Source organism: Ferribacterium limneticum, from assembly GCF_020510625.1.
Lineage (GTDB): Bacteria > Pseudomonadota > Gammaproteobacteria > Burkholderiales > Rhodocyclaceae > Azonexus > Azonexus limneticus_A.
The window spans coordinates 1,510,123-1,536,123 of record NZ_CP075191.1; the positions used below are offsets into that span (position 1 = coordinate 1,510,123).

General features: G+C 61.9%; 23 protein-coding genes. 8 read left to right on the forward strand and 15 right to left on the reverse strand.

Going from position 1 to position 26,001, the window contains the following annotated elements; genetic code table 11:
• Positions 1-148: 148 nt before the first annotated feature.
• Positions 149-1,009 (forward strand): DUF3553 domain-containing protein, encoded by an 861-nt coding sequence (locus KI617_RS07160; RefSeq protein WP_226451322.1) that lies wholly within the window; start codon positions 149-151, stop codon positions 1,007-1,009.
• Positions 1,010-1,292: 283 nt separating this feature from the next.
• A complete protein-coding gene (locus KI617_RS07165) occupies positions 1,293-3,803 on the forward strand; it encodes a PocR ligand-binding domain-containing protein (RefSeq protein ID WP_226451323.1) in 2,511 nt (836 codons plus the stop codon).
• Positions 3,804-3,808: 5 nt separating this feature from the next.
• On the opposite strand, the gene KI617_RS07170 is transcribed toward KI617_RS07165, so the two are convergent.
• The 4 genes from KI617_RS07170 to KI617_RS07185 form a co-directional block, all read right to left on the reverse strand.
• Complete coding sequence (locus KI617_RS07170) at positions 3,809-4,516, reverse strand: class I SAM-dependent methyltransferase (RefSeq protein ID WP_226451324.1); 708 nt, start codon at positions 4,514-4,516, stop codon at positions 3,809-3,811.
• Positions 4,517-4,611: 95 nt separating this feature from the next.
• Positions 4,612-5,343: an RES family NAD+ phosphorylase gene (locus tag KI617_RS07175; RefSeq protein WP_226451325.1), complete on the reverse strand. Its 732-nt coding sequence runs from the start codon at positions 5,341-5,343 to the stop codon at positions 4,612-4,614.
• The gene (locus KI617_RS07180) at positions 5,303-5,686 is read right to left on the reverse strand and encodes an MbcA/ParS/Xre antitoxin family protein (protein ID WP_226451326.1); all 384 of its coding nucleotides are present in this window, start codon (positions 5,684-5,686) and stop codon (positions 5,303-5,305) included. Before KI617_RS07180 ends, KI617_RS07175 begins: the two co-directional genes overlap by 41 nt.
• A 112-nt stretch (positions 5,687-5,798) precedes the next feature.
• A complete protein-coding gene (locus KI617_RS07185) occupies positions 5,799-6,410 on the reverse strand; it encodes an O-methyltransferase (RefSeq protein WP_226451327.1) in 612 nt (203 codons plus the stop codon).
• 109 nt (positions 6,411-6,519) lie between these two features.
• On the opposite strand from KI617_RS07185, the gene KI617_RS07190 reads away from it, so the two are divergent.
• Entirely contained in the window at positions 6,520-7,416 is an 897-nt protein-coding gene (locus KI617_RS07190; RefSeq protein WP_226451328.1) for a LysR family transcriptional regulator, read from the forward strand.
• Positions 7,417-7,451: 35 nt separating this feature from the next.
• Here KI617_RS07190 and KI617_RS07195 read toward each other — a convergent pair whose 3' ends face one another.
• The 6 genes from KI617_RS07195 to KI617_RS07220 all read right to left on the reverse strand — a co-directional run bounded on the left by KI617_RS07195 (position 7,452) and on the right by KI617_RS07220 (position 16,700).
• Entirely contained in the window at positions 7,452-8,708 is a 1,257-nt protein-coding gene (locus KI617_RS07195) for a TolC family protein (RefSeq protein WP_226451329.1), read from the reverse strand.
• Positions 8,705-9,007 (reverse strand): DUF3240 family protein, encoded by a 303-nt coding sequence (locus KI617_RS07200; RefSeq protein ID WP_226451330.1) that lies wholly within the window; start codon positions 9,005-9,007, stop codon positions 8,705-8,707. Before KI617_RS07200 ends, KI617_RS07195 begins: the two co-directional genes overlap by 4 nt.
• A complete protein-coding gene (locus tag KI617_RS07205) occupies positions 9,000-12,086 on the reverse strand; it encodes an efflux RND transporter permease subunit (RefSeq protein WP_226451331.1) in 3,087 nt (1,028 codons plus the stop codon). Before KI617_RS07205 ends, KI617_RS07200 begins: the two co-directional genes overlap by 8 nt.
• Positions 12,086-13,162 carry an efflux RND transporter periplasmic adaptor subunit gene (locus KI617_RS07210; RefSeq protein ID WP_226451332.1) on the reverse strand — a complete coding sequence of 359 codons (1,077 nt, stop codon included), beginning with the start codon at positions 13,160-13,162 and terminating at the stop codon, positions 12,086-12,088. The genes KI617_RS07205 and KI617_RS07210 overlap by 1 nt, the downstream gene beginning before the upstream one ends.
• A gap of 143 nt (positions 13,163-13,305) precedes the next feature.
• Positions 13,306-14,505: a PepSY-associated TM helix domain-containing protein gene (locus KI617_RS07215; protein WP_226451333.1), complete on the reverse strand. Its 1,200-nt coding sequence runs from the start codon at positions 14,503-14,505 to the stop codon at positions 13,306-13,308.
• 110 nt (positions 14,506-14,615) lie between these two features.
• Positions 14,616-16,700 (reverse strand): TonB-dependent receptor, encoded by a 2,085-nt coding sequence (locus KI617_RS07220; protein ID WP_226451334.1) that lies wholly within the window; start codon positions 16,698-16,700, stop codon positions 14,616-14,618.
• A gap of 327 nt (positions 16,701-17,027) precedes the next feature.
• Between KI617_RS07220 and KI617_RS07225 the strand changes: the two genes are divergently transcribed.
• Complete coding sequence (locus KI617_RS07225; RefSeq protein WP_226451335.1) at positions 17,028-17,846, forward strand: response regulator; 819 nt, start codon at positions 17,028-17,030, stop codon at positions 17,844-17,846.
• Positions 17,847-17,913: 67 nt separating this feature from the next.
• On the opposite strand, the gene KI617_RS07230 is transcribed toward KI617_RS07225, so the two are convergent.
• The gene (locus KI617_RS07230) at positions 17,914-18,336 is read right to left on the reverse strand and encodes a bacteriohemerythrin (RefSeq protein ID WP_226451336.1); all 423 of its coding nucleotides are present in this window, start codon (positions 18,334-18,336) and stop codon (positions 17,914-17,916) included.
• Positions 18,337-18,431: 95 nt separating this feature from the next.
• Between KI617_RS07230 and KI617_RS07235 the strand changes: the two genes are divergently transcribed.
• Positions 18,432-21,206, forward strand: a complete 2,775-nt coding sequence (locus KI617_RS07235) for an EAL domain-containing protein (protein ID WP_226451337.1) — start codon at positions 18,432-18,434, stop codon at positions 21,204-21,206.
• Between the two features lie 96 nt (positions 21,207-21,302).
• On the opposite strand, the gene KI617_RS07240 is transcribed toward KI617_RS07235, so the two are convergent.
• From KI617_RS07240 to KI617_RS07255, 4 genes are all read right to left on the reverse strand, one after another.
• Positions 21,303-21,872 (reverse strand): YceI family protein, encoded by a 570-nt coding sequence (locus tag KI617_RS07240; RefSeq protein WP_226451338.1) that lies wholly within the window; start codon positions 21,870-21,872, stop codon positions 21,303-21,305.
• Between the two features lie 27 nt (positions 21,873-21,899).
• The gene (locus KI617_RS07245; protein ID WP_226451339.1) at positions 21,900-22,454 is read right to left on the reverse strand and encodes a YceI family protein; all 555 of its coding nucleotides are present in this window, start codon (positions 22,452-22,454) and stop codon (positions 21,900-21,902) included.
• Between the two features lie 126 nt (positions 22,455-22,580).
• A complete protein-coding gene (locus KI617_RS07250) occupies positions 22,581-23,105 on the reverse strand; it encodes a cytochrome b (RefSeq protein WP_226451340.1) in 525 nt (174 codons plus the stop codon).
• 12 nt (positions 23,106-23,117) lie between these two features.
• Positions 23,118-23,912, reverse strand: coding sequence for a DODA-type extradiol aromatic ring-opening family dioxygenase (locus KI617_RS07255; protein WP_226451341.1), 795 nt, complete (start codon positions 23,910-23,912; stop codon positions 23,118-23,120).
• A gap of 95 nt (positions 23,913-24,007) precedes the next feature.
• Between KI617_RS07255 and KI617_RS07260 the strand changes: the two genes are divergently transcribed.
• From KI617_RS07260 to KI617_RS07270, 3 genes are all read left to right on the forward strand, one after another.
• Positions 24,008-24,895: a LysR family transcriptional regulator gene (locus KI617_RS07260; protein WP_226451342.1), complete on the forward strand. Its 888-nt coding sequence runs from the start codon at positions 24,008-24,010 to the stop codon at positions 24,893-24,895.
• Between the two features lie 158 nt (positions 24,896-25,053).
• Entirely contained in the window at positions 25,054-25,308 is a 255-nt protein-coding gene (locus KI617_RS07265) for a GlsB/YeaQ/YmgE family stress response membrane protein (RefSeq protein WP_226451343.1), read from the forward strand.
• Entirely contained in the window at positions 25,305-25,979 is a 675-nt protein-coding gene (locus tag KI617_RS07270; RefSeq protein ID WP_226451344.1) for an SIMPL domain-containing protein, read from the forward strand. Before KI617_RS07265 ends, KI617_RS07270 begins: the two co-directional genes overlap by 4 nt.
• Positions 25,980-26,001 lie beyond the last annotated feature (22 nt).

The window sequence follows — 26,001 nt, forward strand, 5'->3', positions numbered from 1 at the left end:
TATAGATCAGACGCGGGAAATGAAATGCCGGATCGCTTGTCGGGAGAGGTTTTTCTCGATCGATGGCGCTGGTTTTCCCCTCGCGGGGACGGAAGCCCGGAGTGCGTGATAAAATTGACCGCTTTTTCCGGAACAAGCGGAGAGCAAGATGAGCACCCTAACCTCAGGCGATCGTGTGATGCACCCAAACCAGAAGGAATGGGGACTCGGGAAGGTGCTCAGCGCAACCCCCGAAAATCTTGATGTGTTCTTTGTCGGCGCCGGCCGCAAAAAACTGTCGCGGTCATTCATCCAGCTTGAAAAAGCCGAAGGGGCCGCCTCGAAACACCGCCTTCTCGATAATCTGATCGAGACATCGGAAATTGCCAACGATGGCTTCGTGACGCTCCCGATGGCGATCGAACGCTTCGCGGAGACCTACCCGGATGGTTTCGAGGACGCTGCCTTCATCAAGGCGACACGCGATGCCTGCAGTCGTGCTAACAAGTTCTGTGCCCAGTTACTGAGCCAGGAAGAAATCTCCAGCCTTATTCAGGCGGGCAGCTTTGAAGCCGTCTGTGATCGCGCCCGGCACGTCGAGTCGACCGCCAACCTGTTGACGAAGAGCGAGCGCAAGGTTCTGCACGATGCCCTCGATCTGCCGGCGAGCCAAAAGATGTTTGCGCTGGCCTTGGCCGACCTGTTTTATGGCAGCGAAACAGAGGAAGCCCGCTTCAAGCACTTTCTTCGTACCCTGGGCATCCTGCGTCTGAACAAATGGCAGTTTGCGACGCTCTTCAGTTTCATTCGCTTCCCGCGGCAGCATGCCTACCTCAAACCTACCGCGATCCAGAATTCGGCCAAGGCGCTTTGCTGGCGAATCGGCTACAAGCCGGAGCCGAACTGGAAAACCTACGATGCGGTGCTGCGGCTCTACAGCTACGTCCGCACCAATTTGCTCGAAGAAGGCATGATGCCCCGCGACCTGATCGACGTGCAGTCCTTCGTTTGGTCCGTCGGCCAGAAATAAGGCCCGGCCACCGCTGAATCGCCAGCCAGGCCACGGAATATCGTGGTCTTCTCTTGGTGGCCGCCTGTCGCCAGGCATGACGCCGGAATTCAGGGCTTATTGTCGGCAAGCTCGGCCAAGCAGCCGCCCCTTCATTCATAGTGAATATGAGCTGTCCGGCCGGGCCAGATGCCAGCTTGGCGCGCTCAACACAGTCAGGCTCCAACGCGGTATCGTTACGCCAAGGGAGCCTTTCGATGTTGAACAACAAGAATAATTCGCTGCAATATGGGTGGCAGAGACAGTGGTAAAACTCACCGATCTACTCGACATCAGCGAGCTTCAAGGGCTGTGTGAGAGCTATACGGCAGTCACGGGGGCGGTGACGGCGCTCCTCGATCTCGAAGGCAAGATCCTGGTGTCTACCGGGTGGCAGGACATCTGCTCCCGCTTCCATCGAGTCAACCCGCTGACGGCGAAACGCTGCCGGGAGAGCGATACGCTTCTGGCCGGAAAGCTGGCGCATGGCGAACCCTACAACGTCTATAAATGCAAGAACGGCCTGGTGGATGTGGCGGTTCCCATCATCATCGGTGGCGAGCACGTTGCCAACTTTTTCACCGGCCAGTTTTTCTTCGGAACGCCGGACAGGAATTATTTCCAGCAGCAAGCCCGGGAATTCGGGTTTGAGCAGGTCGCTTATCTCGATGCGCTGAATCGGGTACCGACTTTTTCCGAGCAACAGGTCGAGTCGATGATGGCGTTTTTCACCCGGCTGGCCAGGATGATGGGGGAAATGGGGCTTGCCAAGCTGCGCCTGCAGCAGGCCAACGAGGGATTGCAGGCGGGGGCCGCGATCATCCAGTCATCGGAGGACGCCATCATCGGCGAATCAGTCGATGGGATCATCACGATCTGGAATCCCGGGGCGGAAGCCATGTTCGGGTACAGCGCCGGCGAAATGATCGGCAACACGATGCAGGTCCTGCTTCCCCCCGAACGGCTGGGTGAGGAAAGCCTCGTTCTGGCGAGAATTCAGGGCGGCGAGGTGGTCAAGCATTTTGAAAGCGTGCGCTTGTGCAAGGACGGTCGGCGAGTCGACATTTCAGCCACCATTTCGCCGATCCGCGACGGACGCGGAAATATTGTCGGGGTGTCGAAAATCGTGCGGGATATCAGCCTCCAGCGTCAGGCTGAAGCGATCCAGGCCCATGAACGGGCGGTTCAGCGGGCGCTGATCGACACGCTGCCGGATTTGATCTGGCTGAAAAGCCCGGAAGGGGTCTATCTCGGCTGCAATCCGCGCTTCGAGCAGTTTTTCGGTGCCCGCGAAGCGGAGATTCTGGGCAAGACCGACTACGATTTCGTGAGCCGGGAAATGGCGGATTTCTTCCGGATGCATGATCGCCGGGCCATGGAAAAGGACGGACCATCGATCAACGAGGAAAAAATCGCTTTTGCCTCCGATGGCCATCAGGAATTGCTCGAAACCACGAAAATCCCGATGCGCGACGCCCAGGGAAAGCTGATCGGTATCTTGGGTATCGGCCATGACGTTACCCAGCGCCGGGCGGCTGAACAAGAACTCGAACGGCACCGGCAGCACCTGCAGGAACTGGTCGACGAGCGCACTGCGGCCCTTTCCGTGGCCAAGGATGCCGCCGAGGCGGCCAACCGGGCGAAGAGCACCTTCCTTGCCAATATGTCGCATGAACTGCGCACGCCGATGAACGGCATCATGGGCATGGTCGGCATTGCGCTGCGTCAGGTCAGTGATCCGAAACTGCGCCATCAGCTGGAAACCATCGACCATTCATCACAACACCTGCTCGGGGTCATCAACGACATTCTCGATATTTCAAAGATCGAGGCTGGGCGCCTGCCTCTTGAGCAGATCGATTTCAAGTTCGGGGAGGTTCTGGAAAATCTCCAGGCGCTGATCGGCAACAAGGTGGCGGACAAGTCTCTTGAACTGCGCTTCGATGTGCCGGATTCGCTGCGAACGCTGCCGTTGTCGGGCGACCCGTTGCGGCTCGGCCAGGTTCTCCTGAATCTCTCCGGGAATGCCGTCAAATTCACCGAGCACGGCGCGATTGTCGTTTTTGCCCGCATCTTCGACGAAACGGCTGATCGCGTGCGCCTTTGCTGCGAGATCAGGGATTCCGGGATCGGTATTGGCGCGGAGGACCAGAAGCGACTGTTTTCAGCTTTTGAGCAGGCCGACAGTTCGATGACGCGAAAGTATGGCGGTACCGGTCTGGGCCTTGCCATCAGCAAGCGGCTGGTCGAGATGATGGGCGGCGAGATCAGCGTGGAGAGCATGCCGGGGCAGGGCAGCACATTCCGCTTCAGCATGCAGTTGGCGAAGGGGGGCCAGGCCGGGCTGGCCGACGCGGGCAGCGGCTTGCCCGCCGATGTCGCGTTGCTGGCCAGCCATGCTGGCAGCCGCATACTCATGGCGGAAGACGAACCGGTCAATCAGGAGGTTACCTGCAGCCTGCTTGAAGATGTCGGGCTGCTCGTCGATGTCGCCAACGACGGGGTCGAGGCGCTGGCGCTGGCAAGGCAAAACCGCTACGCACTGATCCTGATGGATATGCAGATGCCTAAAATGAACGGGGTCGATGCCACCCGGGCGATCCGCCTCGACTCGCTCAATGTCGATACGCCTATCCTGGCCATGACGGCCAACGCTTTCGAGGAAGACCGGCGGAGATGCCTTGCCGCCGGGATGAACGACTACATCGGCAAGCCGGTCAATCCGGACCTGCTTTTCAGCAAGCTGTTGAGCTGGCTCGAATCGACGCGTCGCTGAACGGATCAGGGTTTGCGCAGCAAATCCACCCGTTGCGGATTGAGAAAAGTGGCGCCTTCCGGGGTCAGGTGGGCCGTAAACTGCGCCCGAACCTGCTGGTAGAGTTCCGGCGAAAGCTGGTGGTTGCTATGGGTGACGCGGATCATTCTGGCGTCGAATTGCTCGAAATCATCGAACTGGCTGCGGGTGTTGAAGAAATACTGTTTCTCCAGCCCCAGTAAACCTTGCTCGACCGCGTGGCTGACGGCGGCGAAGGCTTTTTCCCGGACCACTTTTTCGTCGTGGAACAGGCGAAGAATGTCGTTGAAGTCACCGGCGTAAACCGGCTCGGAAATCCAGGCCAGGCCGCCCGGTTTGAGCACGCGGGCAATTTCCTTCAAAGCCTGGTCCATCTGTTCGACGGGAACATGGTGCAGGGACTTGAACATCAGCACGATGTCGAAGCTGTTGTCGGCGGCCGGAATGGCCTCGGCGCCGCCCTGGCGGAATTCGACATTGGGCAAGGCCGGCGCCGCCAGGTTGCGGGCGTGCTGGATGAGATCTACTTCCAGCGCAACGATATTCCTGACGCGCCCGGTTTCGGCCAGGCTGCGGGTTTTATCGGCCTTGCCGCAACCCAGTTCGAGCACGCTGGCGCCGTCAAGTGGCAGCTCGCCGAGCATCAGCTTCAATTCATTCAGCAGTGTGGTTTGCGTTGGGTCGGCGATTTTCATGGCGGTATCCGAAAGGGTGGTCAGCCGCGAATATTAACAAAGACCGATGTACAGGAGTTTTCAAGCCGGCGGGGGTGCGTGGCCGCAAGGCGCGTTCAGGCGAACTGGAAAACGTGGCTTTCCGGGGCCAGGTCGCGTTGCCAGACGGTCAGGCCGGGCGGCTTGAGCCATAGCGTCCAGCTGTGCTGGACGTTGCGGAAGGCTTCGTCGACGCCTTTGAAGACCTGCGGCGTCAGGATGGCCAGGCAGGTGCCCTCGGGGTGGCGGACGGACTGGTAGCGGATCAGTTCAACGCCGGCCTGGCGAGCGGCGCCGGCGATTTGCTGGGTGGCACTGTAATCGGCCGGGTCGGTCCAGCTGGCGCGGTCGGTGACGAGCGGGGGCTGGGTGAGGTCGAGGGCGTGCGAAGTACTGCCGTGGAATTCGAACAGCGTGATCGGAATCGACGCTTCACGCTCGGCCAGGCCGGCGCTGTCCAGCCAGAAACGCAGGCGCCAGAAGCCGCATTCGGCGCAGGCGGTTTTTTCATCGTCGGCACCGTAGAAGACGCCGGGATCGGTCCGTGCCCGAAAGCGTGAGCCAGCCGGTGGTTTCGGCCAGTAGCGGAAGGGCGTGGCGAGCAGCCAGTGCAGGCCTTCGGCGTCGCGCGGCAGGCGGGGCTTGGCTTCTTCAAGGATGTCTTCAAGCAGGGATTGATCGCCGAGGTCGCCGTGCACCAGCGTCATCGTCGCGACTTTGTGCTGCGCTTCGACGGCGCGCCAGCCCTTGCCCAGCCAGGGCCGGGCTTCAGACGCGAGCGCGGTGGGCGTCCAGGTATTCACAGACATGGAGCAGGCCATCGACGCGTTTGACGACTTCCAGCGGGTGGCGGTTGTCGAAAGCCTGGTTGCCGGACTTGAGCCAGCTGCGGGCGAGTTCGTCGTTGCCGCCGACCAGCGAGGAAATCGAGCGGTAAAGGCGGATGAAATGGGCCGAAAGCTCCCAGGTCTTGCTGCCTTCGGGAATGAAGTATTTGCCGTTGAGCAGCCGCGAGGCCGAGGGCTGGCTGGTGCCGATGATGGCGGTGAGTTCGGTGGAACCCAGCCCGAGGCGTCTGGCGGCTTCAACCACGGCCGTCGACAAAACGCGGGATCGGTCGGAGAGCGGATTGGGTTTCAGGGCGAGGGACATGGCAATCTCCAGAGGCTTTTCTTATTCTATAGAATAAATTAATAAAATATCAAGCCACTTGAATAATTTTGTCGCAAGGGAGGCGAGGCTGCCCCCGTGCCTCCTGATCAGATCAGGCTGGGTTTGTTGGCCTGCTGCGCATAGCACGCGTGGCCAGGAATTCCCCATTGCCGACCGGCACGGTGCAATGGCTGAAGTCGTTATCGGCGCTGATCAATGCAACGAAGGGCGCCATTTCACTGGCATGGGATGTTGCGTTATCGACGACGAGCAGACCTCCTGCGTTCAGAATCCGTTTCAGATGGGCTTGCCAGGCCGGATATTCGGCACGTTCCGAATCCAGGAAAATCAGGTCGTAGCTGGCGTCGGGGTGGGCGTTCAGGAAATCCGCAGCATCTCCTTGTACTTGTGTGATGGCGTGGGCGATACCGGAGCGCTCGAAGTTATTGGCCGCAAGTTTCTGTTTGAAGTCTGATCGTTCGATTGTCGTGACATGCCCGCCAATCGCTATGGCTGCCTGGGCCAGCCATAGGGTGGAATAACCGTTCGATGTGCCGATTTCGAGTACTCGCTTGGCGTTTGTTGCGCGGACAAGTACCGAAAGAAATTCTCCGGTATCGCGCGTGATGTTGAGCATGCGACGAGGACGCTCTGTATTGACCGCATCGTTATGGCTGCCAAATTCCTCCAGTTCCCGAAGCAGCGCATCAAGTGTTTTGTTCATTTCTATCTCCTGTCGTGAATTTGACCTTGGTGGGTGAGGGATTTCATTTTGAGGAGCAGCAAGGTATAAGACAAATACCAAATTTAAAGCCCATCCATCTCATTTCGGCATGCCAAGTTTTAGACAAATCCATTACTTCCTGACCGTCGCCGACCTGGGGGGATTCACCCAAGCGGCTGGTGCTCTGTTCATCGCGCAATCAGCGCTGAGCCGGCAGGTCTCGCAACTGGAAGAAGAACTGGGCTTCTTGTTGTTCGAACGAGAACCGCGCGGTGTGCGCTTGACGCCGGCGGGAGCGGTCTACCGTGAGCGGGTTTCGTCAATTCCTGCGACCCTGGCCTTTGCCGCTGACGAAGGTCGGCAACTGGCACGAGGTGAGGCGGGTTTGCTCAGGTTGCTTCATTCAAGCACGATTCCGGCTGCCAGCCTGATGCCGGTTCTTGACCGCTTCATGGCGGCAAGTCCAAAGGCACGAATTGACTTGGATCGCGCATCGTCCGAGCAGCAGGTTTCGTTGGTTGCCAATGGCAGTGCGGATGTCGGGGTTATCCGATTACCGGTCTTGCGGCGCGATTCGCGAGTCCATTTTGTCGAACTGGTGGCTGAACGCCTATGGGTCGCTTTAGCGGATGACCATCGCATGGCGAAACAGGAAAGTATCGTCGTTGCACACTTGCAAGACGAGCGTTTCGTCTCGGCGGTTTACCGGGAACGGGGCGGTTTGGCTCGGGTCGTGACCGATCTTTGCCTGAAGCGGGGATTCGTCCCCAATACGGCGCAGATTGTTTCGCCCAAAACATCCATGCTGAATCTGGTGGCGGCCAAGAAAGGCATTGCGATTGTTCCCGAACGGATGACGACGCTGGGTGGGCATGGTATTGCCTATGTGCCGTTGAGCGATGAGGATGCGAGATCAACCTGTGCCCTGGTGCTTCCGCTAAAACCGACATTGCTCGGGCAGAAATTTGCCGACATCCTGATTCAGGAAAGCCAACCCATTACTTGATTGGCCACAGCCCCATGATCAGATGCCGAATGAGTTCAATCCAGATCCCATAAACGATGTGCATCAAGCTGCAGGCGATAGCGCAGTTCCAGCGCTTCAAGCTGCATCAGGCGGGCCGCTAGCTGTGCTTCGTTGGCCAGCCGGCGGGCGGCGAGCAGGTCGTTGAGGCTGCCTTCGCCGAGCTGGTAGGCGCGGGCAGTCATCTCGGCAGCGCGGGTCAGGCGTTCGGCCGCGGTGCGGCTGGCTTGCCAGGTGGAGAAGGCGGCGCTGGCCGATTGGTAGAGCATGGCCGATTCGGCGGCAATCTTTTGCGTCGTGGCAGCTTCACGTCGGCCGGCCACATCGGCCTGGGCCAGTGCGGCATCGGAGCTGGCGCGACGGGCGCCGCCGGGCAGCGGGATGCTGAGGTAAGCACCGAAAATCTTGTCCTCGCCGGCCCGTTCGCGGGAAACCTGCAGGCCGACGGTGGGGTCGGGCAGGCGGTCGCGGCTGCTGCGGCCGGCGACGATCTGGGCGCGTTTGGTGTCGCCGCGGGCGAAGTCGAGTTCGTGGCTGTGTTCGAGGATGGCGTTGATCCAGTCGGCTTCGTTGCCCTCGATCGGCGTCGGTTCGGCAATCGTATTCTGGGCGATGAGCGGCAGGCCGGGGAAGCGCCGGCGCAGGTCTTCAGCGGCCGTTTGCTGGCGGACTTTGGCCTGGGCCAGTTGTGCGGCGCTCTGGGCCAATGCCGCTTCCGCCTGGATCGCTTCGAGGCGGGCGGCGTCGCCCAGTTGCTGGCGGCGCTGAACGGCCTTGGTTTGTTGGTCGAGCAAGCTGAATTGCTCGGCCCATTGCAGGGCAGCGGCGTTTTCCTTGAGCCAGATGAACCACGATTTCAGCAGGTTGCGGCTGCCTTCGTGCAGGGCGTCGCCATGCGCTGTTTCGGCCAGCGCGACGCCGGCCGCACCAAGTTCACTGTCGAGGCCAGCCTTGCCAGGCAGGCGCAGCGGGCGCTCGATGGCGGCATTCCATTCGTTGAAGCGTTCGTCCGGGCTGGTGGCCGGACTACTGCGGCGCTGCTGGGCGCCGAGGCGGACGTTCCATTCGTATTGCCCGGCTTCGAGGCGCGTGCGGTTCGCTTCTTCAACGCGAACCTGGCCGGCGGCGGCCTGAATCGACGGATTGGCCTGCAGGACACGGGCGACGATTTCGGCCGGCGGCAGGTTGGGTCTTGCTTCGCCGGCAAAAGCCGTGCCGCCAATGCTGCTGATGCCAAAAGCCAGGCTCAACCCGAAAAAATGGCTAAATTTCATAGGTGGCCTGACTCGATGAGCGGCATCAGCCAGTAAAAAACGTTGGCGTGCGGCAGTTTGTGCTTGATCAGCGCCAGCACCTCGCGCTTGGCTTCTTCCGGCCCGACGGTGCGGATGACGGTGCGCGGGGCGTGGCCGGCGACCAGTTCGGTATCCTCGACCAGCGGAATCACCGCGCCGTGTCCTTCGGCGGCGCTGACGGTGAAACCGGGCACCAGGTCGGGGCGCGAGAGCAGCAGGTCTTCGACGTGCTGGGCAACGTCGTCGGGCATGATCAGGGTGAGCAGGACATTAGCCAAGGCGTTTCTCCTGAAGGGCAAGGGCCGGCGCGACGCCGAAGCGGCGGAAGAGGATGGGCAGCAGCACCAGCGTCAGCGCCGTCGAGGTGACCAGTCCGCCGATGACGACGATGGCCAGTGGGCGCTGGACTTCCGAGCCGGGGCCGCTGGCGAAGAGCATGGGCACCAGGCCGAAGGCGGCGATGCTGGCGGTCATCAACACTGGTCGCAAGCGGCGTTTGGCGCCTTCGACGACCACCTCGCCGACGGACATGCCGCGGGCCAGCAACTGGTTGAAGTAGGTGACCATGACGACGCCGTTGAGCACGGCGATGCCGAGCAGGGCGATGAAGCCGACCGAGGCCGGTACCGACAGGTATTCGCCGGAAATGAGCAGGCCGAAGATGCCGCCGATCATGGCGAACGGGATGTTGGAGAGGACGAGCAGGGCTTGCCGGACCGAGCGGAAGGTGGAGAAGAGCAGGAAGAAGATCAGCGCCAGGGCGACGGGCACGACGACCATCAGGCGGGCGGCGGCGCGTTGCTGGTTCTCGAATTGGCCGCCCCAGGCCAGGCGGTAGCCGTCCGGCAGCTTGACGTCGCGGGCCACCGAGGCCTTGGCGTCCTCGACGAAGCCGACCAGATCGCGGTCGCGCACATTCGATTGAACGACGACGTAGCGCTGGGCGTTTTCGCGGTCGACCTTGACCGGTCCGTCGATGCGCTGGATCTTGGCGACGCTGGCCAGCGGCACGCTGCCGCCGCCGGGCAGGCTCAGGCGCAGGGCTTCGAAATCGGCCGGCGAGGCGCGCAGACTGTCAGGGCCGCGCAGGACGACCGGCACGCGCCGGCCTTGCTGGATCACGGTGCCGACGTTGCGGCCTTCGAGCAGGGCTTTCAGGTCGTTCTGGATGTCATCGACGTTGAGCCCGAAACGGCCGGCGGCCAGACGGTCGATGGCGATCTTCAGGTATTGCACGCCATCGTTTTTCAGCGTGAAGGTGTCTTCGGCGCCGGCCACCTTTTTGACGGTATTTTCGATATCGACCGCCAGCTTGTTTAGCGTGGCCAGATCGGGGCCGAAAATCTTGATGGCCAGATCGCCGCGCACGCCGGTCAGCATTTCCGAAACGCGCATGTCGATGGGCTGCGTGAAGGAAAAACCGACGCCGGGGAAGTCGGCCATTACGGCGCGCATCTGGTCGGCCAGCCAGGCGGGGTCGGGCTGGCGCCAGGTATCGCGTGGCTGCAGCACCATGAAGGTATCGGTCTGGTTGAGGCCCATCGGGTCGAGGCCGAGTTCGTCAGAGCCGGCCCGGGCGACGATGGCCTTGACCTCCGGCACCTGCGCCAGAATGGCGCGCTGCACGGCGCTGTCGATGGCGATGGTCTGGTCGATGCCGATGGAGGGCAGCTTTTCCAGCTGCATGATGATGTCGCCTTCGTCCATGGTCGGCATGAAACTCTTGCCGAGCAGCATGAAGGCGCCAGCGGCAGCGGCCAGCGCAATCGTCGCGCCGAGCAGGTAGGTCCGGCTGTGGGTCAGGGCCGACGTCAGTACGCGGTCGTAGATGGCGGCCAGCTTCTTGACCAGCCACGGCTCGTGATGCACGCCGCGCTTGATCAGGTAGGAGGCGAGTACCGGCACCACGGTCAACGACAGCAGCAGCGAGGAAGCCAGCGCGAAAACGATGGTCAGCGCTACCGGCCCGAACATCTTGCCCTCCAGCCCCTGCAGCGTGAGCAGCGGCAGGAAGACGATGATGATGATGACGATGCCGGAGGTGACGGGGGCAGCCACTTCACGGGCGGCGCGGAAAATCAGGTGCAGGGTCGGCAGGTTTTCCGGTGCCTCGGCGAGCTGGCTTTCGACGTTTTCGACAACGACCACGGCGGCATCGACCAGCATGCCGATGGCGATGGCCAGACCGCCCAGGCTCATCAGATTGGCCGATAGCCCGGCCGAACGCATCAGGATGAAAGTGGCCAGGGCCGACAGCGGCAGCATCAACGCGACGACCAGCGCGGCGCGCAGGTTGCCGAGGAAGGCGAGGAGGAGCAGCACGACCAGCACGATGGCTTCGAGCAGCGCTTTCGACACCGTGCCGACCGCGCGTTCGACCAGATTGCTGCGGTCGTAGAAGGCTTCGATCGTGACGCCAGCCGGCAGGGTCGGAGCGATTTCGGCCAGCCGCGTCTTGACGCCGGCGACCACGCTCTGCGCATTGGCCCCGCGCAGGCCGAGGACCAGACCCTGCACCGCTTCGCCCTGACCGTTCTTGGTCACTGCGCCGTAGCGGGTGAGGGCGCCGAGGCCGACGCTGGCGACATCGGCGACGCGCACCACGTTGCCGTCCTTCGCCTGCAAAACAATGGCTTTTACGTCGTCGACCGTGGCGATTGCCCCTTCGGCCCGCACCAGCAGCGCTTCTTCGCCATCGTTCAGGCGGCCGGCGCCGTCGTTGCGGTTGTTGGCTTCGAGCACCGCCTGCAAATCCTTGAGGGCCAGTCCGCGCGCTGCCAGCAATTGCGGGTTGGGCGTCACCTCGAAAGTGCGAACCTCGCCGCCCAGACTGTTCACGTCGGCGACGCCGGGAATGGTCCGCAGTTGCGGCCGGATCACCCAGTCGAGCAGGGCGCGCTTGTCGGCCAGCGAGAGGTCGCCCTCGATGGTAAACATGAACATCTCACCGAGCGGCGTGGTGATCGGTGCCATGCCGCCGGTGGCCCCCGGCGGCAGGTTGCCCATCGCCGCGGCCAGTCGTTCGCCGACCTGCTGGCGCGCCCAGTAAATATCGGTGCCGTCCTCGAAATCGATGGTGATATCGGTTAGCGCATATTTCGAGACCGAGCGCAGCAGGCGCTGGTGCGGAATGCCGAGCATTTCCTGCTCGACCGGCACGGCGAGGCGGGTTTCCACCTCTTCCGGCGTCATGCCGGGGGCCTTCAGGATGATCTTGACCTGGGTCGTCGAAACATCCGGGAAGGCGTCGATCGGCAGGCCGAGAAAAGCCTGCACGCCGGCCCCGATGAGCATGACGGTGAGGACCAGCAGCAACAGTCGCTGGGTCAGCGAAAAACGGATCAACGCGGCGAGCATTATTCTTTACCGACGCCGGTGAGCATGGCTTTCAGGCCGGAAACGCCCTTGATGGCGACCTTTTCGCCCGGTTTGATGCCGTCGACCGTGACGCTGTCGCCGCCCTGGCTGATAAGGCGCACCTGCCGGGCTTCGAAGCTGACGCCTTTGGCATCGCTGGCGGTTTGCACGAAGGCGAGGGTGGCGCCCTCGTTGCGGGCCAGCGCCGAGGCGGGCAGGCGTTGCTGCGCGCCGTTGGCTGCGGCGATTTCGACTTCGATAACCTGTCCGGGGCGCAGTGTTTCGGCGCCCTTGCTGACTTCGGCACGAAGCAGCACGGTCTGGCTGGCGGCATCGACGGCGCGGCCGATGGCGATCAGCTTGCCCCTTACTTCGCTGCCGGAAATCATGACCGGGCTGCCCTCGCGCAAGGTGGCGGCAACATCAACCGGGGCCTGAATTTCCAGCCACAGTGGCGACAATTTGGCAATGCGATAAATCAGCGCCGAGGTTTCAACGCGCTGACCAAGCTGCACACCTTGTTCGAGAACCACGCCATCGATGGTCGCGCTCAGTGCCAGCGGGCCGCCCAGTTTGCCGGGGGCGACTCCGGCCATGGCCAGTCCCTGGCGCCGTTCACTGGCCTGGGCCGAAGCTTGCGCGGCAGCAGCGCGGGTGCCTTGCAGGCGGGATTCGGCAATCAGGCCTTCGGCAAACAGCTGTTCGTCGCGTTTCAGGCTTTGTTGCAGCAGCGCGGCCTGGCTGCCGGCCTGCAGCGCATCGCGTTGCAGTTCCAGCGCCTGCGGGCTGGCCAGGCGGGCGACAACCTGGCCGCGCTTGACGGTTGAACCGGGGGCGACTGCCAGCATTTCGACCATGCCGCCGACCGGGGCGGCAACGACCCGCATCTGCTCGTTGGGTACCAGCACCCGGGCGGGCAAAAGGCCGGAGCCGAGATGGTCTCCTTCGCCGACTGTGCCTATGGTGACGCCCAGCGCCTTGAGTTGGGCGGTCTGGAGCGAAAGGGTTTCGGCCGCTTCGGCCAGCGGGAAGGCGACGGCGAACGCCAATAGCGACAGGATCAGACGTGGGGGCATGGCAGGGTCCGGAGTTGGCTCCGGAGCAGTCTAGCGCCCGAAGGTTAACGCTGCCTTAAGCAGCCCTGCGCCATGGATTGGGCTGCATGCAGTTCAATCACGGTGCAGCCGAAACTCACTCGCCAAGCAAGCTTCGGACGGCCCTACGATTCGCCGCAAGGGCCGGGGTTAAGCGCCGGTGCGCCGCTGGCGAGTGGATTCTGACGGCCTTCTCGCTGCCCCGGGCGCTGCTTGTGTCGCCAGCGAATGAACCCGGTCACCATGGCCAATAACGGGAGCAGACCGCACAGCAAGACGATGATTCGGCCCGTGAGGCCGAAGGCTTCGCCGTTGTGCAAGGGGTGCAGCCAGTCCATGAACGTGTCGCCGGCACTGTTCTGGCGCGGGTTGCGGATGGCCAGAATGGCGCCGTTGCCGGCATCGATCCACACGTTGGTGCGCGGAAAGCGTCGGTTGGGCTCGCCGGCGGCGCGCATCTGGATGCGCCAGACGGCCTGCGTCGGTGTCGGGGTGTGAATCCAGCGAACATCAGCGTCAGGAAAGCGTTCGCGTGCGATCCGTAGCGCTTCGTCGGCAGAGATGCGGATGTCAGCCGGCGTGGTCAGCGCTTGAACCTGATAGAGCCGATGCAGTGGGGAGATGGCATCTATGCTTGGCGTAAACCAGCCGGGTACGACGAGCACCAGACCGCTCAAGGTCAGCGTGGCGGTCAGTAGCAGGCCATATGCGCCGGGTTTGGCGTGGAGGTCGTAGATACGCCGTTTCCAGACGGCATTCGATTTGATGCTGAGTGCGCCTTTCCAGCCTCCCTGGCTGGGCCACCAAAGATAGAGGCCGCTGAGCAGCAGGGCAAGGACGAGCAACGAGGCGATGCCAAGCAGGGTTTTGCCCGTTTCCCCGAGCAGCAGGCTGTAGTGGAGGTCGTAGATCCACGTGAAGAAATCATCTCCCCAGAAGCGTTTGCTGGTCACCGCCAGGGTCGTCGGGTCCAGCGTGACGATCAGCGGGGCGAAAGCGCGATGGGCGGTTTCAGGGGGGTTGTAGTAGCGGGCGGTGATCGGGGCGTTGTCGCTGCGCGGCAGTTCGATCCGCCAGGCACCGGGGCGCTCAGGTTCGGCCTGCCGCAACGCTTCGACGATTCGAGCGGGTGAAACGAGGCTGACCGGTGGCCGGGCTGACATTGACGGATGGGCAGCCAGGTCGAGTTCCGGATAAAAAACCAGCAGGCTGCCGGTGACGCCGAGCAGCGAGAAGAGCAGGCCGAGCGTCAGGCCCAGCCACTTGTGCAGGGTATGCGTCCAGGCCCGCAGTGTTCGCTTGTTCAAGTGGATGGAAAGGGGCATCGGCTGTCGGAGAGGGGCTGCTTTGCCCGGGAAGGTGCGTGAAAGAGAAAACGGGCAGAAAAAAAGAATGCGGAACCGCAAGGCGATTCCGCATTCCCCGGTATGCAAGCTTACATTTTCAGGTTGAGCGATGCATAGACCGAGCGGCCGGCACCGGGCGAGAACATCGGCTGATACGAACCTGACGCGTAGAAAAAGTTGTCGTACCAGACGTACTCATACTTGCGATCGAACATGTTTCTGACCTGCAGGTCAATACCGACATGCTTGGTCAGCGCGTAGTGCACGCCACCGTCGAACAGCACGTAGCCGCCGTACTTGCCCTTGCTGTTCTGGTCGTCGATGTAATAGTTGCCCTGGGCGCGGCCTTGCAGGTCTAAGCGCAGGTTGTCGGTGGCCTGGTAGTCCACGCCGACGTTGGTGATGGTGCGTGGCGTGGCGAAGACTTCCTTGCCGACCAGTGAGGTGCTGCCAGCTGCATAGCCGCCAACGACCTTGGCTTCCTGGTAGGCGTGCGAGAACCAGAGTTTGACCTTGTCGGCGATGTGGGTGGTGATCTGGAAATCGACCCCCTTGCGCCGTGTTTCACCGAGATTCTGCGTCGCATTGGCACTGGGCAGGTTGGCCACCTCGTCCGTTGCATCCTGTTGCCAGATGGCGATGCGCGCTTCAGTGCGTTCCAGCAGCCGGAACTTGGTGCCCAGTTCGATACCGGTATTGATCGACGGCTTGACCATGTTCGTGCCAGCCGTCAGATAGGCCGGGGAACGGGAGCCGGTAACGATCTGGAAGCTGCGCCCCCAGTTGCCGTAAAGGCTGAAGGCCGGCGACGGGCTATAGACGACGCTGAGCTTGGGCTGGTTGATCCAGCCGTAGTCTTGCAACGGATAGCTCAGGCCGGTGGCGTTGAGCGTGGTGTGGCCCTTGAAACTGTCGGTCCGGAAGGCCGGCACGATCTTCCACGATGCGCTCGGTTTGATGATGGCCTGAACATAGGCGCCGAAATTGTCGAGCGTGTAGCTCTCGTCGTTCGCGGTCGAGGCTGGCGTCGAGAAGTCGGTGGGCACGGCGTAAGCGTAGCGATAGCGCCGGTAGCGGTTGTCCTGGTGCTCGTAATTGAAGCCCCCTTCGACAGCCAGCAGCTTGCTCGCCTGCCAGGTCAGCGTGTTGGTCCAGCCGGTATGCTCCTCGTTCCACAGGCGGCGCTGGCGGGGCAGGGTGCTGCCCGAGTAGCCGGTGTAGGTGACGTGTCGGTCATCCTCAATGCTGTTGTAGTAGAGCTTGCTGTTGTAGGCGAGGTTGGGCGCGATCTGGTAATCCAGGTGGCCGCTGAACTGCTGCATGTCGCGGTTGTCGTGGTCGTTGCCGTTGCGGGCCGGCGACTGGAAGCGGTTGGCGCCCAGTTCGGCTGCGGTCAGGTAGCCCGCCGATTCCGCCTCCTGGTTGTGGATGCGGGCGATCAGGCCGGCTTTCAGATCGCCGGAATCCGAGGTGTAGAACCACTTGCCGCCCAGGCTGTATTTTTCCGACTTGGAATGATCGCGATAGCCGTCGGAATCCTGTTTGGCGACGAAGTAGTTTTGCGCAAAGCCGCCCGATTCTCGGCCGAGAGCGGCCTGGACTTCCTGGGTGTTGAAGCTGCCGTAAGTCAGGCGACCATCGGCGTAATTGCCGCCTTGCCGGGTGGCGACGTTGATGTTGCCGCCGATGTTGTGCAGGCCATAGCGCGGATCGTTGGTACCGCGCACGACTTCGACGTAATCGATGTCGAGCGGGAAGATCATGTCCAGATGGCGCATGTTGCCGCTATTGACGTTGCTCGGCACGCCGTCGATCAACAGCTTGATGCCGTTGATGTAGCCCTCGCCGTTGAAGGCACGGAACGATGGCTTGCCGGATTCGGCACCGAGGCGGAATTCGGTCAGCTGGACGCCAGGCATCTGGCCGATCAGCTCCCAGCTGTTCATCACATTCTTGTCCTGCACCCGCTCGGCGCCCATGACGTCGACCGAGGTCAGGATGCTGCGCGTCGGCAGCGAGCCGGTGTTGCCGGAACTGACGGTCACTTCGCCGAGAACCACCGTTGATTCCTGGGCCTGGACGCCGGAAATTGCCAGCGCGACAAGCCAGGCAATCCGGCTTGGCTTGAAGTGGTTTCTTGTCGTTTGAAAAGCTGTTCGCTCCGTGAAATTCATTGCGCATACCCCCGAAGTTGTCCTTGAAACGGGCGAATGCTACAGAAACGAGCGACTCGGCTTGTGCGACATATTGTCGCGCGACGATATGTCACAAGTTGCTGCCAAAATCACCTGATGCGGATCAATGGCTTCACTCTTCTTCATCGGGTGCGGTAGGGAAGGTGGTGCGGTCAGGGGGCCGGCCTGGGGCCGCCACGGCCAAGCCGGTATGGCTGTGCGAAAAAGCTGCAAGACACCCACTGTCGCAGCTAACATGGTCGCCGTGTTTGATTCGGCCCCGTCATATATGCCGTTGCTCGCCAGAAACCAGATGAAAGATTCCGAATGCGTGTCCTGATCGTTGATGACAATGCCTCCATGCGAACCTTGCTGAGCGTCTTGTTGACCAGCCAGGGTTACGAGGTTGTTGGTGCTTTGCCGGACGGCAATGGCGTGACGGAGGCGGTTGCTACAACGGCGCCGGAGATTGTCTGTCTCGATTATCGCTTGCCGGGCCGGGATGGTCTCAGCATCCTGCAGGAGATCAATTCGACGTACCCGGAGGTCGACGTACTGTTCATGACCGCTTCGGAAGGCAGCGACATCGAGGCGCGTGCCGCCGATGCGGGCGCTGCCGGGTTTCTGCGCAAACCGTTCAGTCAGAAGCAGGTTATTGACGAACTGCGCCTGGTTTGCGCAACCCGCCGTCAAGTCACGCGCGGGAGCAATTCGGCAGGCGCGCCAAAATCGCCGGCTACCGGGCGGGGCGCTGTCAAGCCTGCCAGTATTGGCGGCACCCAGCGGCCGACCGTGGTCATTGCCGATGACAACAGTTCGATCCGCTTGCTGCTCAAGGGGGTGCTGAGCGATTTGGGGCTAAATATCGTCGGCCAGGCCGCCAATGGCGAGGAAGCCATTCGCGCCGTCATGACGCACAAGCCCGCCTTGCTCTTTCTCGACGTCAACATGCCCATTCTCTCCGGCCTTGAGGCGCTGCCGAGGATAGTCGAAGCCAGCCCTGAGACTGCCGTGGTCATGGTCACCGGCGATACCTCGCGCACTATCGTCCAGCAGGCCGCCGGGCTCGGTGCGCGCGGCTATATCGTCAAGCCGGTTCGTCCGTCCTACGTCGAGAAATTCCTGAAAGAACTGTTCAAAAGCTGATTTGCTGCGTGGATCTTGGCCGCGTCTTTGCCCCGGCCAGCGACCGGGGTGTCGCGGGCAATCCGTATCACGGCATCAGCATGGCGGCCTGTTTCTGGTTGAGCTTCGCAGCCAGCTCCCGGTCGCTCTTCAGGATGTGTTGGTACAGCCATTCGTTGAGGTAATCGATCAGCGCTTCCATGGTCCGCGGGCCATCGTCCTGGGCTTGGGCGCGTATCGCGGACAGCTTTTCAATGAAGTCGGCGTGTTGCTGCCGGTGCTGTTTGGCATGGGTTTCGTTGTGCGGCAGGCTGGCCATCAGCGATTCTTCAGTGCCAAAGTGGAAGATGACGTAGGTGCCGAGTCGCTGCAGCACATCGTCGAGGACGGATTGTGCGCAGCCGCCTGAGTGCGCGGCGTCCAGTTCGTTGAGCATGCCGATCAACTCTTCGTGTTGAAGATCGATCGCCCGGATGCCGGTTTCCAGATCGCTGCTCCAACGAATGCGCATGTCACGCTCCAAAATGATCGAGATTAAATCTCAATTTTATCAGATCTGATAGAGTGTCGAGATTACCATGCTTGTTGAATTTATTTATTTTCCGAATGACATCAGACGACAGGCCGCAATCCGCCGCGCCACGGATCACCCAGGATAGCCTGGCACCGATCCGGCGTAATGCCACGTGGTTGCTGGTCGTGTTTCTGTTGGCCCTGTCGTTCTTTGCCATCCACAGCCTGGTCGAGCGCTACGATCAATTACGCAATGCCAGCCTGGATCGCAAATGGATGGGGGCAAGTGGTTCGATCAGCCGCTTGATCCACGAACTGCAACGCGAGCGCGGCTTGTCCAGCGGCGTCATTGCCTCGCGCGGTGAGCGTTTTGGCGACATGCTGGCCGCCCAGCAAAATCACACCGACGCGTCGCTGGGCGAATTGCAGGCCATCGTTCGCGAACATGTGACGGATCAGGCGATACGCGACGGCCTTAATGCCGTGGCAGCCCAGTTGCAGGCACTGCGGCTGCGGGTCAAAAATCGCGAAATCTCCCGTGATTACACGGTGGATCGCTATACCGAGCTGGTCGATGCCCTCTTCGACATGCAATTGAGTACCTTCGGCAATGCAGTCAAATCCTCGCTGTTCCGCAAGCAAATGGCTTTCGTGGCATTTTCCCAGGCCAAGGAAACGGCGGGCAAGGAGCGCGCCTTGCTGTCGGCCATCCTGTCCGACCGCAACTTCAGCGCCGGCCGGATGCTGATCCTGAATAACCTCCGGGCGACCGAGCAGGCCCGCCTGGTCAATTTCATCCGTCTCGCCGAGCCCGAAGCCGAGCGCCAGTATCGCGAGATTTTGCGGCAGCCCGACATCAAGGAAGCCGAACGCATCCGGCAGAAGGTCAAGGCCGCTGCGCTGTGGGAAGAGTCGCACGGCAGGGGGGCGGCATCCGATTTCCTGTCCGTGGCGCTGCCCTCTCCGGAGGCCTGGTTCCAGGTCGCCAGCATCAAGATCGACGCCATGAAGGCGCTGGAGGACAGCCTGAACGAGGCGGTCGGAGCCAGCGCCGAGCAGGAGGAAAATCGCGCCTGGCAGGAACTGTTGCTCAGTGCCCTGCTGGTGCTCCTCGCCTTCGTGCTGGCCGGCATCCTGGTTCGCCAGATCCAGGCTGGCCGTCGCGTTGCCGAGCGGCAACTGAACCTGGCCGAGGCGGTCTTCGCCAACAGCGTCGAATCCATCCTGGTCACCGATGCCGAGCAGCGCATCATTGAGGTCAATCCTGCCTTGCTGCGTATCTCCGGCTACAGCCGCGAGGAAATCCTCGGCCAGCATCCGCGCATCCTCAAGTCCGGGCGGCAAGATGCCGCTTTTTACCAGCAGATGTGGCAGGAACTGGCGCTCTCCGGCTCCTGGGAAGGGGAGGTCTGGAACCGGCGCAAGAGTGGTGAAATCTACCCGGCCCTGCTGTCGATTGCTGTGGTGAAGGGCCCGGACGGTCAGGTGACGAACTACACCGGCATGATTTTCGACCTCAGCCAGCAAAAGACGGTCGAAGCCCTGCTCGATCAACTGCGCACCTTCGATGGATTGACCGCGCTGCCCAATCGCGAATCCTGGCTCTCGGCGCTTGAGCAGCAACTGGTCAACGCCAAGCGCAACAACAGCCGCTTCTCGATCCTGCAACTGGACCTCGACCGCTTCAAGCTGATCAACGACTCGCTGGGCTACTCGGTCGGCGATCAGGTGCTGATCGAGGCGGCCGAGCGCATCAAGATCACCCTGCGCAAATACGATGTCGTCGCCCGCCTCGGTGGTAACCGTTTCTCGGTGCTGCTCAACGAAATTGCTGATCCCCAGGCCATCGGCAGCATTTGTGAAAAACTGCTCACCGCTTTCGGACGGCCGTTCGGACTGGGCGGCATCAACGCCCATGTCAGCATCAGCATCGGCGCGGCCATCTATCCGAACGACGGCCTGGACAGCAAGACTCTGATGATCGCGGCAGAATCCGCCCTGTACAGCGCCAAGGCCGATGGCCGCAACCTGTACAAGTACTATTCCCGCGAAATGAACGAGATGGGCAGCCAGTTGTTCAAGCTCGAACGCATGTTGCGCGTGGCGCTGGAGCGCAACGAGTTCTCGGTCGTCTACCAGCCGCAGGTCAATGCCGGCGATGGCCGCTTGGTCGGCGTGGAGGCGCTGCTGCGCTGGCACAACCCGGAACTGGGTCAGGTGTCGCCCGTCCAGTTCATTCCGGTGGCCGAAGAAACCGGGCTCATCGTGCCGATTGGCGAATGGGTCATGCGCGTGGCCTGTGCTCAGGCCAGAAAATGGCAGACCGAACTCGGGCTCGATATCCCGGTCGCCGTCAACCTGTCCGCCCGCCAGTTCCGCCGCAACGACCTGCTGGCCTCGGTGCAGCTCGTGCTCGACGAAACCGGCCTGCCCAGCCGGCTGCTCGAACTGGAAATCACCGAAGGCCTGCTGATGGTCGATCCGATCGGCGCCATCGACATCATGCGCGGCCTCAACTTCCTCGGCGTCAAGACTGCGCTCGACGACTTCGGCACCGGCTATTCATCGCTGGCCTACCTCAAGGCCTTCCCGCTCAACCGCCTCAAGATCGACCGCGCCTTTGTCCGTGACTTGCCGCACAACGAAAGCGATTGCGCCATTTCCAACACGGTCATCACCCTCGGCCTCAACCTCAACATGGAAGTGCTGGCCGAAGGCGTCGAAACAGAAGCCCAGCGCGACTTCCTGGCCCAATCCGGCTGCCAGATTTTCCAGGGCTATTTGTTCGGCAAGCCGATGCCCGGCGACGATCTGACGCAACGCCTGCAGAGCGGTGAATTGGTTGCAGTGCAGCGTTCGGAAAACTGATTTCCATCACCTGCGCGGCTGGAAACAAAAATGCCGGTCACGATGACCGGCATTTTCTTGGGCAGTGCTGCAGCGCAGCCTGAAGCTGATCCTCGATTACTCCTTGATCGCTTCGATCGCCACGTCGATGCGCACTTCGTCACCAACGTACGGGGCGTACTTGCCGGCGTTGAATTCGGAGCGCTTGACCACGGTGTAGGCGTTGGCGCCGATGGCGTCCTTCTTCATCATCGGGTGCGGCATGGCCTGGAAGGAGGTAACGGTCAGGGTGACCGGCTTGGTGACGCCCTTCAGGGTCAGGTTGCCTTCGACCTTGGCCGGCTTGTCGCCTTCGAAGATCACCTTGGTGGACTTGAAGGTAGCGGTCGGGAACTTGGCGGTGTCGAGGAAATCCTCGCCCTGGATGTGCTCGTTGAAGGTGTCGTTACCGGTGTCGACCGACTTGGTGTCGATCACGATGTCGACCGAGCCGGTCTTGGCGACCTTATCGAAAACGACCTTGCCGCTGTTCTTGTTGAAGCGGGAAAGCTGGGTCGAGTAGCCGAAGTGGCTGTACGAGAAACGCGAGAAGGTGTGGCTGCTGTCGGCAACGAAGGTTTCCGGGGCGGCCAGGGCCGGGGCGGCGGCAGCGATGGCGAGGACGAGGGTGGCGAGTTGCTTTTTCATGGTGATTCTCCTGTTGTGGGTTGGGGTTTATTTCGATGAAGCGGTGATGCGGAATTTGATCTGCACGTCGTTGGCGACGATGTCGAACTTGGCCCAGGCGCCTTCGCCGATGGTGAAATCGGCCCGGCGGATGGTGAAGGCACCGTCGAAGACGCCGGTGTTGCCCTGAGCCGTGAAGGTGGCGGGAACGATGACCTCCTGCGTCTTGCCCTTGATGGTCAACTGGCCGGCCACTTCGTACTTGTTGCCGCCGAGCGCCTTGACGCTACCAGAGACGAAGCGGGCGGTCGGGAAGGCCTTGGTGTTGAACCACGGCTTGCCAGCCACTTCCTGGTCACCTTCCGGGGCGCCGGTATCGACGCTGGCCAGTTCGACATCGAAAGTCGCCTTGGCGGTAGCCGGCTTGGCCGGGTCGAAATTGAGCTGGCTGGAAAACTTCTTGAACTTGCCGTCGACCGCAACGCCCATTTGCTTGTAGACGAAGGTCACGGCGCTTTTCTCAGGCTGGACCTGGGTGTATTCGACGGCGTGGGCGGCGGGGATCAGGCTGGCGAAGGCCAGGGCGAGAGCGATTTTTTTCATGGTGGTTCTCCGTTGGGGGTATCTCTGGGTTGTCATTCCCGCGAAAGCGGGAATCCATGGGGTCAAGTTTCTGGATTCCCGCTTTCGCACCCCAGGGGTACTTCCTGCGGGGCGCGGGAATGACCGTTATTTCTTGGGCAGCATCCGGGTCAGGATGTCGTCCTTGTCGATGAAGTGGTGTTTCAGCGCAGCGCCGATGTGGCCGGCCAGCACAGCAACGAAAAGCAGGTTCAGGCTCTGGTGCACCAGGGCCAGCAGGTCGCCCAGCTCCTTGTTCTTGTCGAGCAAATCGGGGATGGGCAGAAGGCCGAAATAGACGGTCTGGAAACCCTTGGCCGAGCTCATCAGCCAGCCGGACAGCGGAATGGCGATCATCAGCCCGTAGAGCATCAGGTGGCCGGCGTGGGCGGCAAACTGCATGGTCTTCGGCATGCTGTCCGGCAGGGCTGGCGGGCGATGCGTCAGACGCCAGAGCAGACGGAAGGCGAGCAGCAGAAAGGCGGTGACACCGGCCCACTTGTGCCAGGAATAGAGCTTCAGCTTGTCCGGCGACAGCGGCAGGTCGTGCATGTAGAAGCCCAGCGCCAGCAGCCCGAAGAGCAGGATGGCCATCAGCCAATGCAGTGCCTTGGCGGTTTTGGTATAGGTCATGGTCGGGTTCCTTTATTGGGGCTGAAAGGCGTAGGCATCCATGGCGATCACGTAATCGTCGATGCCGGCATGAAAGCGGTCGGCCCTGGCGTTTTCGCCGCCAGCACCGAGTGCGACATAAAAAGGCAGCAGGTGTTCCTCGCTCGGGTGGGCTTGCAAGCCGCCGGGCGATTGCCGGCGGTAGTCGAGCAGGGCGGGGATGTTGCGCTCGGCCACTCGGCCGGCCAGCCAGTCCGAGAATTCGCGCACGTAGGCAGGGGTCTGGCCGCCGCTGCGCGCTGCCATCTGGTAGTCGCGCAGGTTGTGGGTGACGTTGCCGGACGTGATGACGAGAAATCCCTTGGCCGCCAGCGGGGCCAGTGCCTGGCCGAGCCGGTAGGCCTGTTCCGGGCCGCCGCGGCTCTGGATGGAAACCGGAATGACCGGTACTTCGGCATCCGGGAACATCAGGCGCAGCGGCACCCAGGCGCCGTGGTCGAGGCCGCGGCTGCTATCGGTGGCGACCGGCAGGCCGGCGGTTTTCAGTGCGGCGACCACTTCCTCGGAAGCTTCGCGGCAACCGGTGGCCGGGTAGCGCAGGGCGTACAGGGCTTCCGGGAATCCCCAGAAGTCGTGGATGGTTTCCGGACGCTCGGCGAAACCGACGGTCGGCTCGGCCGTATCCCAATGGGCGCTGACGATGACAATGGCGCGTGGCAGCGGCAGGCTGGCGGCCAAAGTGCTCAGTGCGGCGCCCGCCGCACCCGGGTTGAGTGCGAAGGTCGGCGCACCGTGCGGGACGAATAAGGCGGATGGGGTCTGTGTCATTGCTGCAACTCCTGTGTCGATGGGCGCACTTTATGCCTGTTATTTGGATCGAAATAGCCGACAATGTGCAAATCACTATTGCGGATATGGCAACAATGGATCGACTGGACGCGATGCACCTCTTCGTTCGGGTGGCCGAACTCGGCAGCTTTTCAGCGGCAGCGCAGCAGATGGGCGTCGCCCGTTCCGTCGTCACCCGGCAGATCGCCGCGCTGGAGGCGCATCTCGGCGTCAAGCTGATGGCGCGCAGTACGCGCCGCCTGACGCTGACCTCGGGCGGTACCGCCTACCTGGAGAAATGCCGGGTCATCCTCAATCTGGTCGAAGCGGCGGAAACCGGGGTGGCCGAAGAGCGCCTGACGCCGCGCGGCAATATCCGCATCAGCCTGCCCTTGAGCTACGGCCTGAAGCGCCTGGCCCCGGTGCTGCTCGACTTTTCGCAGCGCTACCCGGAGGTGGTGCTCGACATGGATTACAGCGACCGCCGGATCAATCTGATCGAGGAGGGCATCGACCTGTCGATCCGCATCACCCGCCGGCTGGAGTCCGGCGATGTGGCGCGCAAGATCGGCAAGAGCCGCATGCTGGTGGTCGCCTCGCCGGACTACCTGGCTCGCCACGGGCGACCGCTGCACCCTTCAGAACTGGTGCATCACGTCTGCCTCGGCTACACCTATGCCGGCAGCAGCCAGGTCTGGCAATTCATGGTCGATGGCGTGCTGGAAAGCTTCCATGTGCGCAGCCGTCTCAATGCCAACAACGGTGACGTCCTGACCGAAGCTGCGGCGCAGGGGCTGGGCATCACCTGTCAGCCGGATTTCATTGTCGATACCTTTCTGGCCGCCGGCCGGGTCGAGGCAATCCTGGCCGATTACCCGATTCCCGAACTCGGCATCTACGCCATGCTGCCGAGCAATCGCCATGTTCCGCATCGGGTGCGGGTGTTGATGGATAGTCTTGCCGAGCGCCTCGCGACGGCTTGAAGTCAGGCCGAGCCGAGCTTCCGGACGACAAATCTTTACCCTTCGCGGCCAACCATTGGCATGCCATGGCGTTAATATCATCAGGCAGCCAACGGCTGCCGGCTGGTCAATGCGTTTCGTTGGCCAGGCTTCAGTCTCAGGGAATAAAGGAAATTCGTATGGGAATCGTGTGGACAATCTTGGTCGGCCTTGTGGTCGGCGTCATTGCCAAGTTGCTGCATCCGGGCAAGGAAAACATGGGCTTCATCGCCACCGTGCTGCTTGGCATCAGCGGCTCATTTCTGGCCGGCATGCTCGGGCAGGCCATGGGCTGGTATCAGGCTGGTGAGGGAGCCGGTTTCGTCGCCTCGGTTGTCGTGGCCATCGTATTGCTGGTCATCTACGGCCGTCTTCAGGACAAGGGGGGGCAATGAGCAAACTGCGGAATGCCTGGCTGGCCGTCTGTTTCGCCAGCGCAACGGCGCACGCCGGCACCTTGGTCGATCTCTCGGCTGAGGCCAGCCGGCCGGCAACGAACGACATGGTACGGGCCAGCGTGTTCAGCGAAGCCAGCGGCAATAACCCGGCCGAACTGGCGCGCCGCGTCAATGCCGATATTGCCGAGGCCCTGAAGCTCATTCGCGCCAGGTCGGGCGTCACCGTCAAGAGCGGCCAGCAATCGACCTACCCGGTCTACGGTCAGGCCCAGAAAATCGACGGTTGGCGCATGCGCAGCGAACTGGTTATCGAATCGAAAGACACCGGCGCGGTGTCGGAGCTGCTCGGCAAGTTGCAGCAAATGCGACTGGCGGTCGGCGCGGTCAGCCAGATGCCCTCGCCGGAGACGCGGCGTCAGGTCGAGGACGAAGCAACGCGGGAGGCGATTCGCGCCTTCCAGAGCCGCGCTGCTGTGGTCGCCGAACAACTGGGCAAGGGCTGGAAGATCAAGCAGCTCAACATCCAGCAGGGCGGCGGCATGCCAATGCCGATGATGCGTGCCAGCCGGGGGGCGATGCTGGCAGCCGAGGCTGCACCGGCGCCGCTGGAGGCCGGGGAAAGTCTGCTGACAACCAATATCAGCGGGCAGATCGAACTGGCGGATTGAGAGAAGGCCTGTTGCCGGCGTC

Excerpts from the sequence above, each read along its gene's own strand:
- KI617_RS07185 (WP_226451327.1), bottom strand. The coding sequence starts at position 6,410 with ATGAACAAAACACTTGATGCGCTGCTTCGGGAACTGGAGGAATTTGGC.
- KI617_RS07180 (WP_226451326.1), bottom strand. The coding sequence starts at position 5,686 with ATGTCCCTCGCCCTGAAACCCAATCCGCTCTCCGACCGATCCCGCGTT.
- KI617_RS07235 (WP_226451337.1), top strand. The coding sequence starts at position 18,432 with ATGACATCAGACGACAGGCCGCAATCCGCCGCGCCACGGATCACCCAG.
- KI617_RS07255 (WP_226451341.1), bottom strand. The coding sequence starts at position 23,912 with ATGACACAGACCCCATCCGCCTTATTCGTCCCGCACGGTGCGCCGACC.
- KI617_RS07230 (WP_226451336.1), bottom strand. The coding sequence starts at position 18,336 with ATGCGCATTCGTTGGAGCAGCGATCTGGAAACCGGCATCCGGGCGATC.
- KI617_RS07195 (WP_226451329.1), bottom strand. The coding sequence starts at position 8,708 with ATGAAATTTAGCCATTTTTTCGGGTTGAGCCTGGCTTTTGGCATCAGC.
- KI617_RS07205 (WP_226451331.1), bottom strand. The coding sequence starts at position 12,086 with ATGCTCGCCGCGTTGATCCGTTTTTCGCTGACCCAGCGACTGTTGCTG.
- KI617_RS07160 (WP_226451322.1), top strand. The coding sequence starts at position 149 with ATGAGCACCCTAACCTCAGGCGATCGTGTGATGCACCCAAACCAGAAG.
- KI617_RS07175 (WP_226451325.1), bottom strand. The coding sequence starts at position 5,343 with ATGTCTGTGAATACCTGGACGCCCACCGCGCTCGCGTCTGAAGCCCGG.
- KI617_RS07250 (WP_226451340.1), bottom strand. The coding sequence starts at position 23,105 with ATGACCTATACCAAAACCGCCAAGGCACTGCATTGGCTGATGGCCATC.
- KI617_RS07225 (WP_226451335.1), top strand. The coding sequence starts at position 17,028 with ATGCGTGTCCTGATCGTTGATGACAATGCCTCCATGCGAACCTTGCTG.
- KI617_RS07220 (WP_226451334.1), bottom strand. The coding sequence starts at position 16,700 with ATGAATTTCACGGAGCGAACAGCTTTTCAAACGACAAGAAACCACTTC.
- KI617_RS07245 (WP_226451339.1), bottom strand. The coding sequence starts at position 22,454 with ATGAAAAAAATCGCTCTCGCCCTGGCCTTCGCCAGCCTGATCCCCGCC.
- KI617_RS07190 (WP_226451328.1), top strand. The coding sequence starts at position 6,520 with ATGCCAAGTTTTAGACAAATCCATTACTTCCTGACCGTCGCCGACCTG.
- KI617_RS07265 (WP_226451343.1), top strand. The coding sequence starts at position 25,054 with ATGGGAATCGTGTGGACAATCTTGGTCGGCCTTGTGGTCGGCGTCATT.
- KI617_RS07260 (WP_226451342.1), top strand. The coding sequence starts at position 24,008 with ATGGATCGACTGGACGCGATGCACCTCTTCGTTCGGGTGGCCGAACTC.
- KI617_RS07210 (WP_226451332.1), bottom strand. The coding sequence starts at position 13,162 with ATGCCCCCACGTCTGATCCTGTCGCTATTGGCGTTCGCCGTCGCCTTC.
- KI617_RS07240 (WP_226451338.1), bottom strand. The coding sequence starts at position 21,872 with ATGAAAAAGCAACTCGCCACCCTCGTCCTCGCCATCGCTGCCGCCGCC.
- KI617_RS07170 (WP_226451324.1), bottom strand. The coding sequence starts at position 4,516 with ATGAAAATCGCCGACCCAACGCAAACCACACTGCTGAATGAATTGAAG.
- KI617_RS07270 (WP_226451344.1), top strand. The coding sequence starts at position 25,305 with ATGAGCAAACTGCGGAATGCCTGGCTGGCCGTCTGTTTCGCCAGCGCA.
- KI617_RS07215 (WP_226451333.1), bottom strand. The coding sequence starts at position 14,505 with ATGCCCCTTTCCATCCACTTGAACAAGCGAACACTGCGGGCCTGGACG.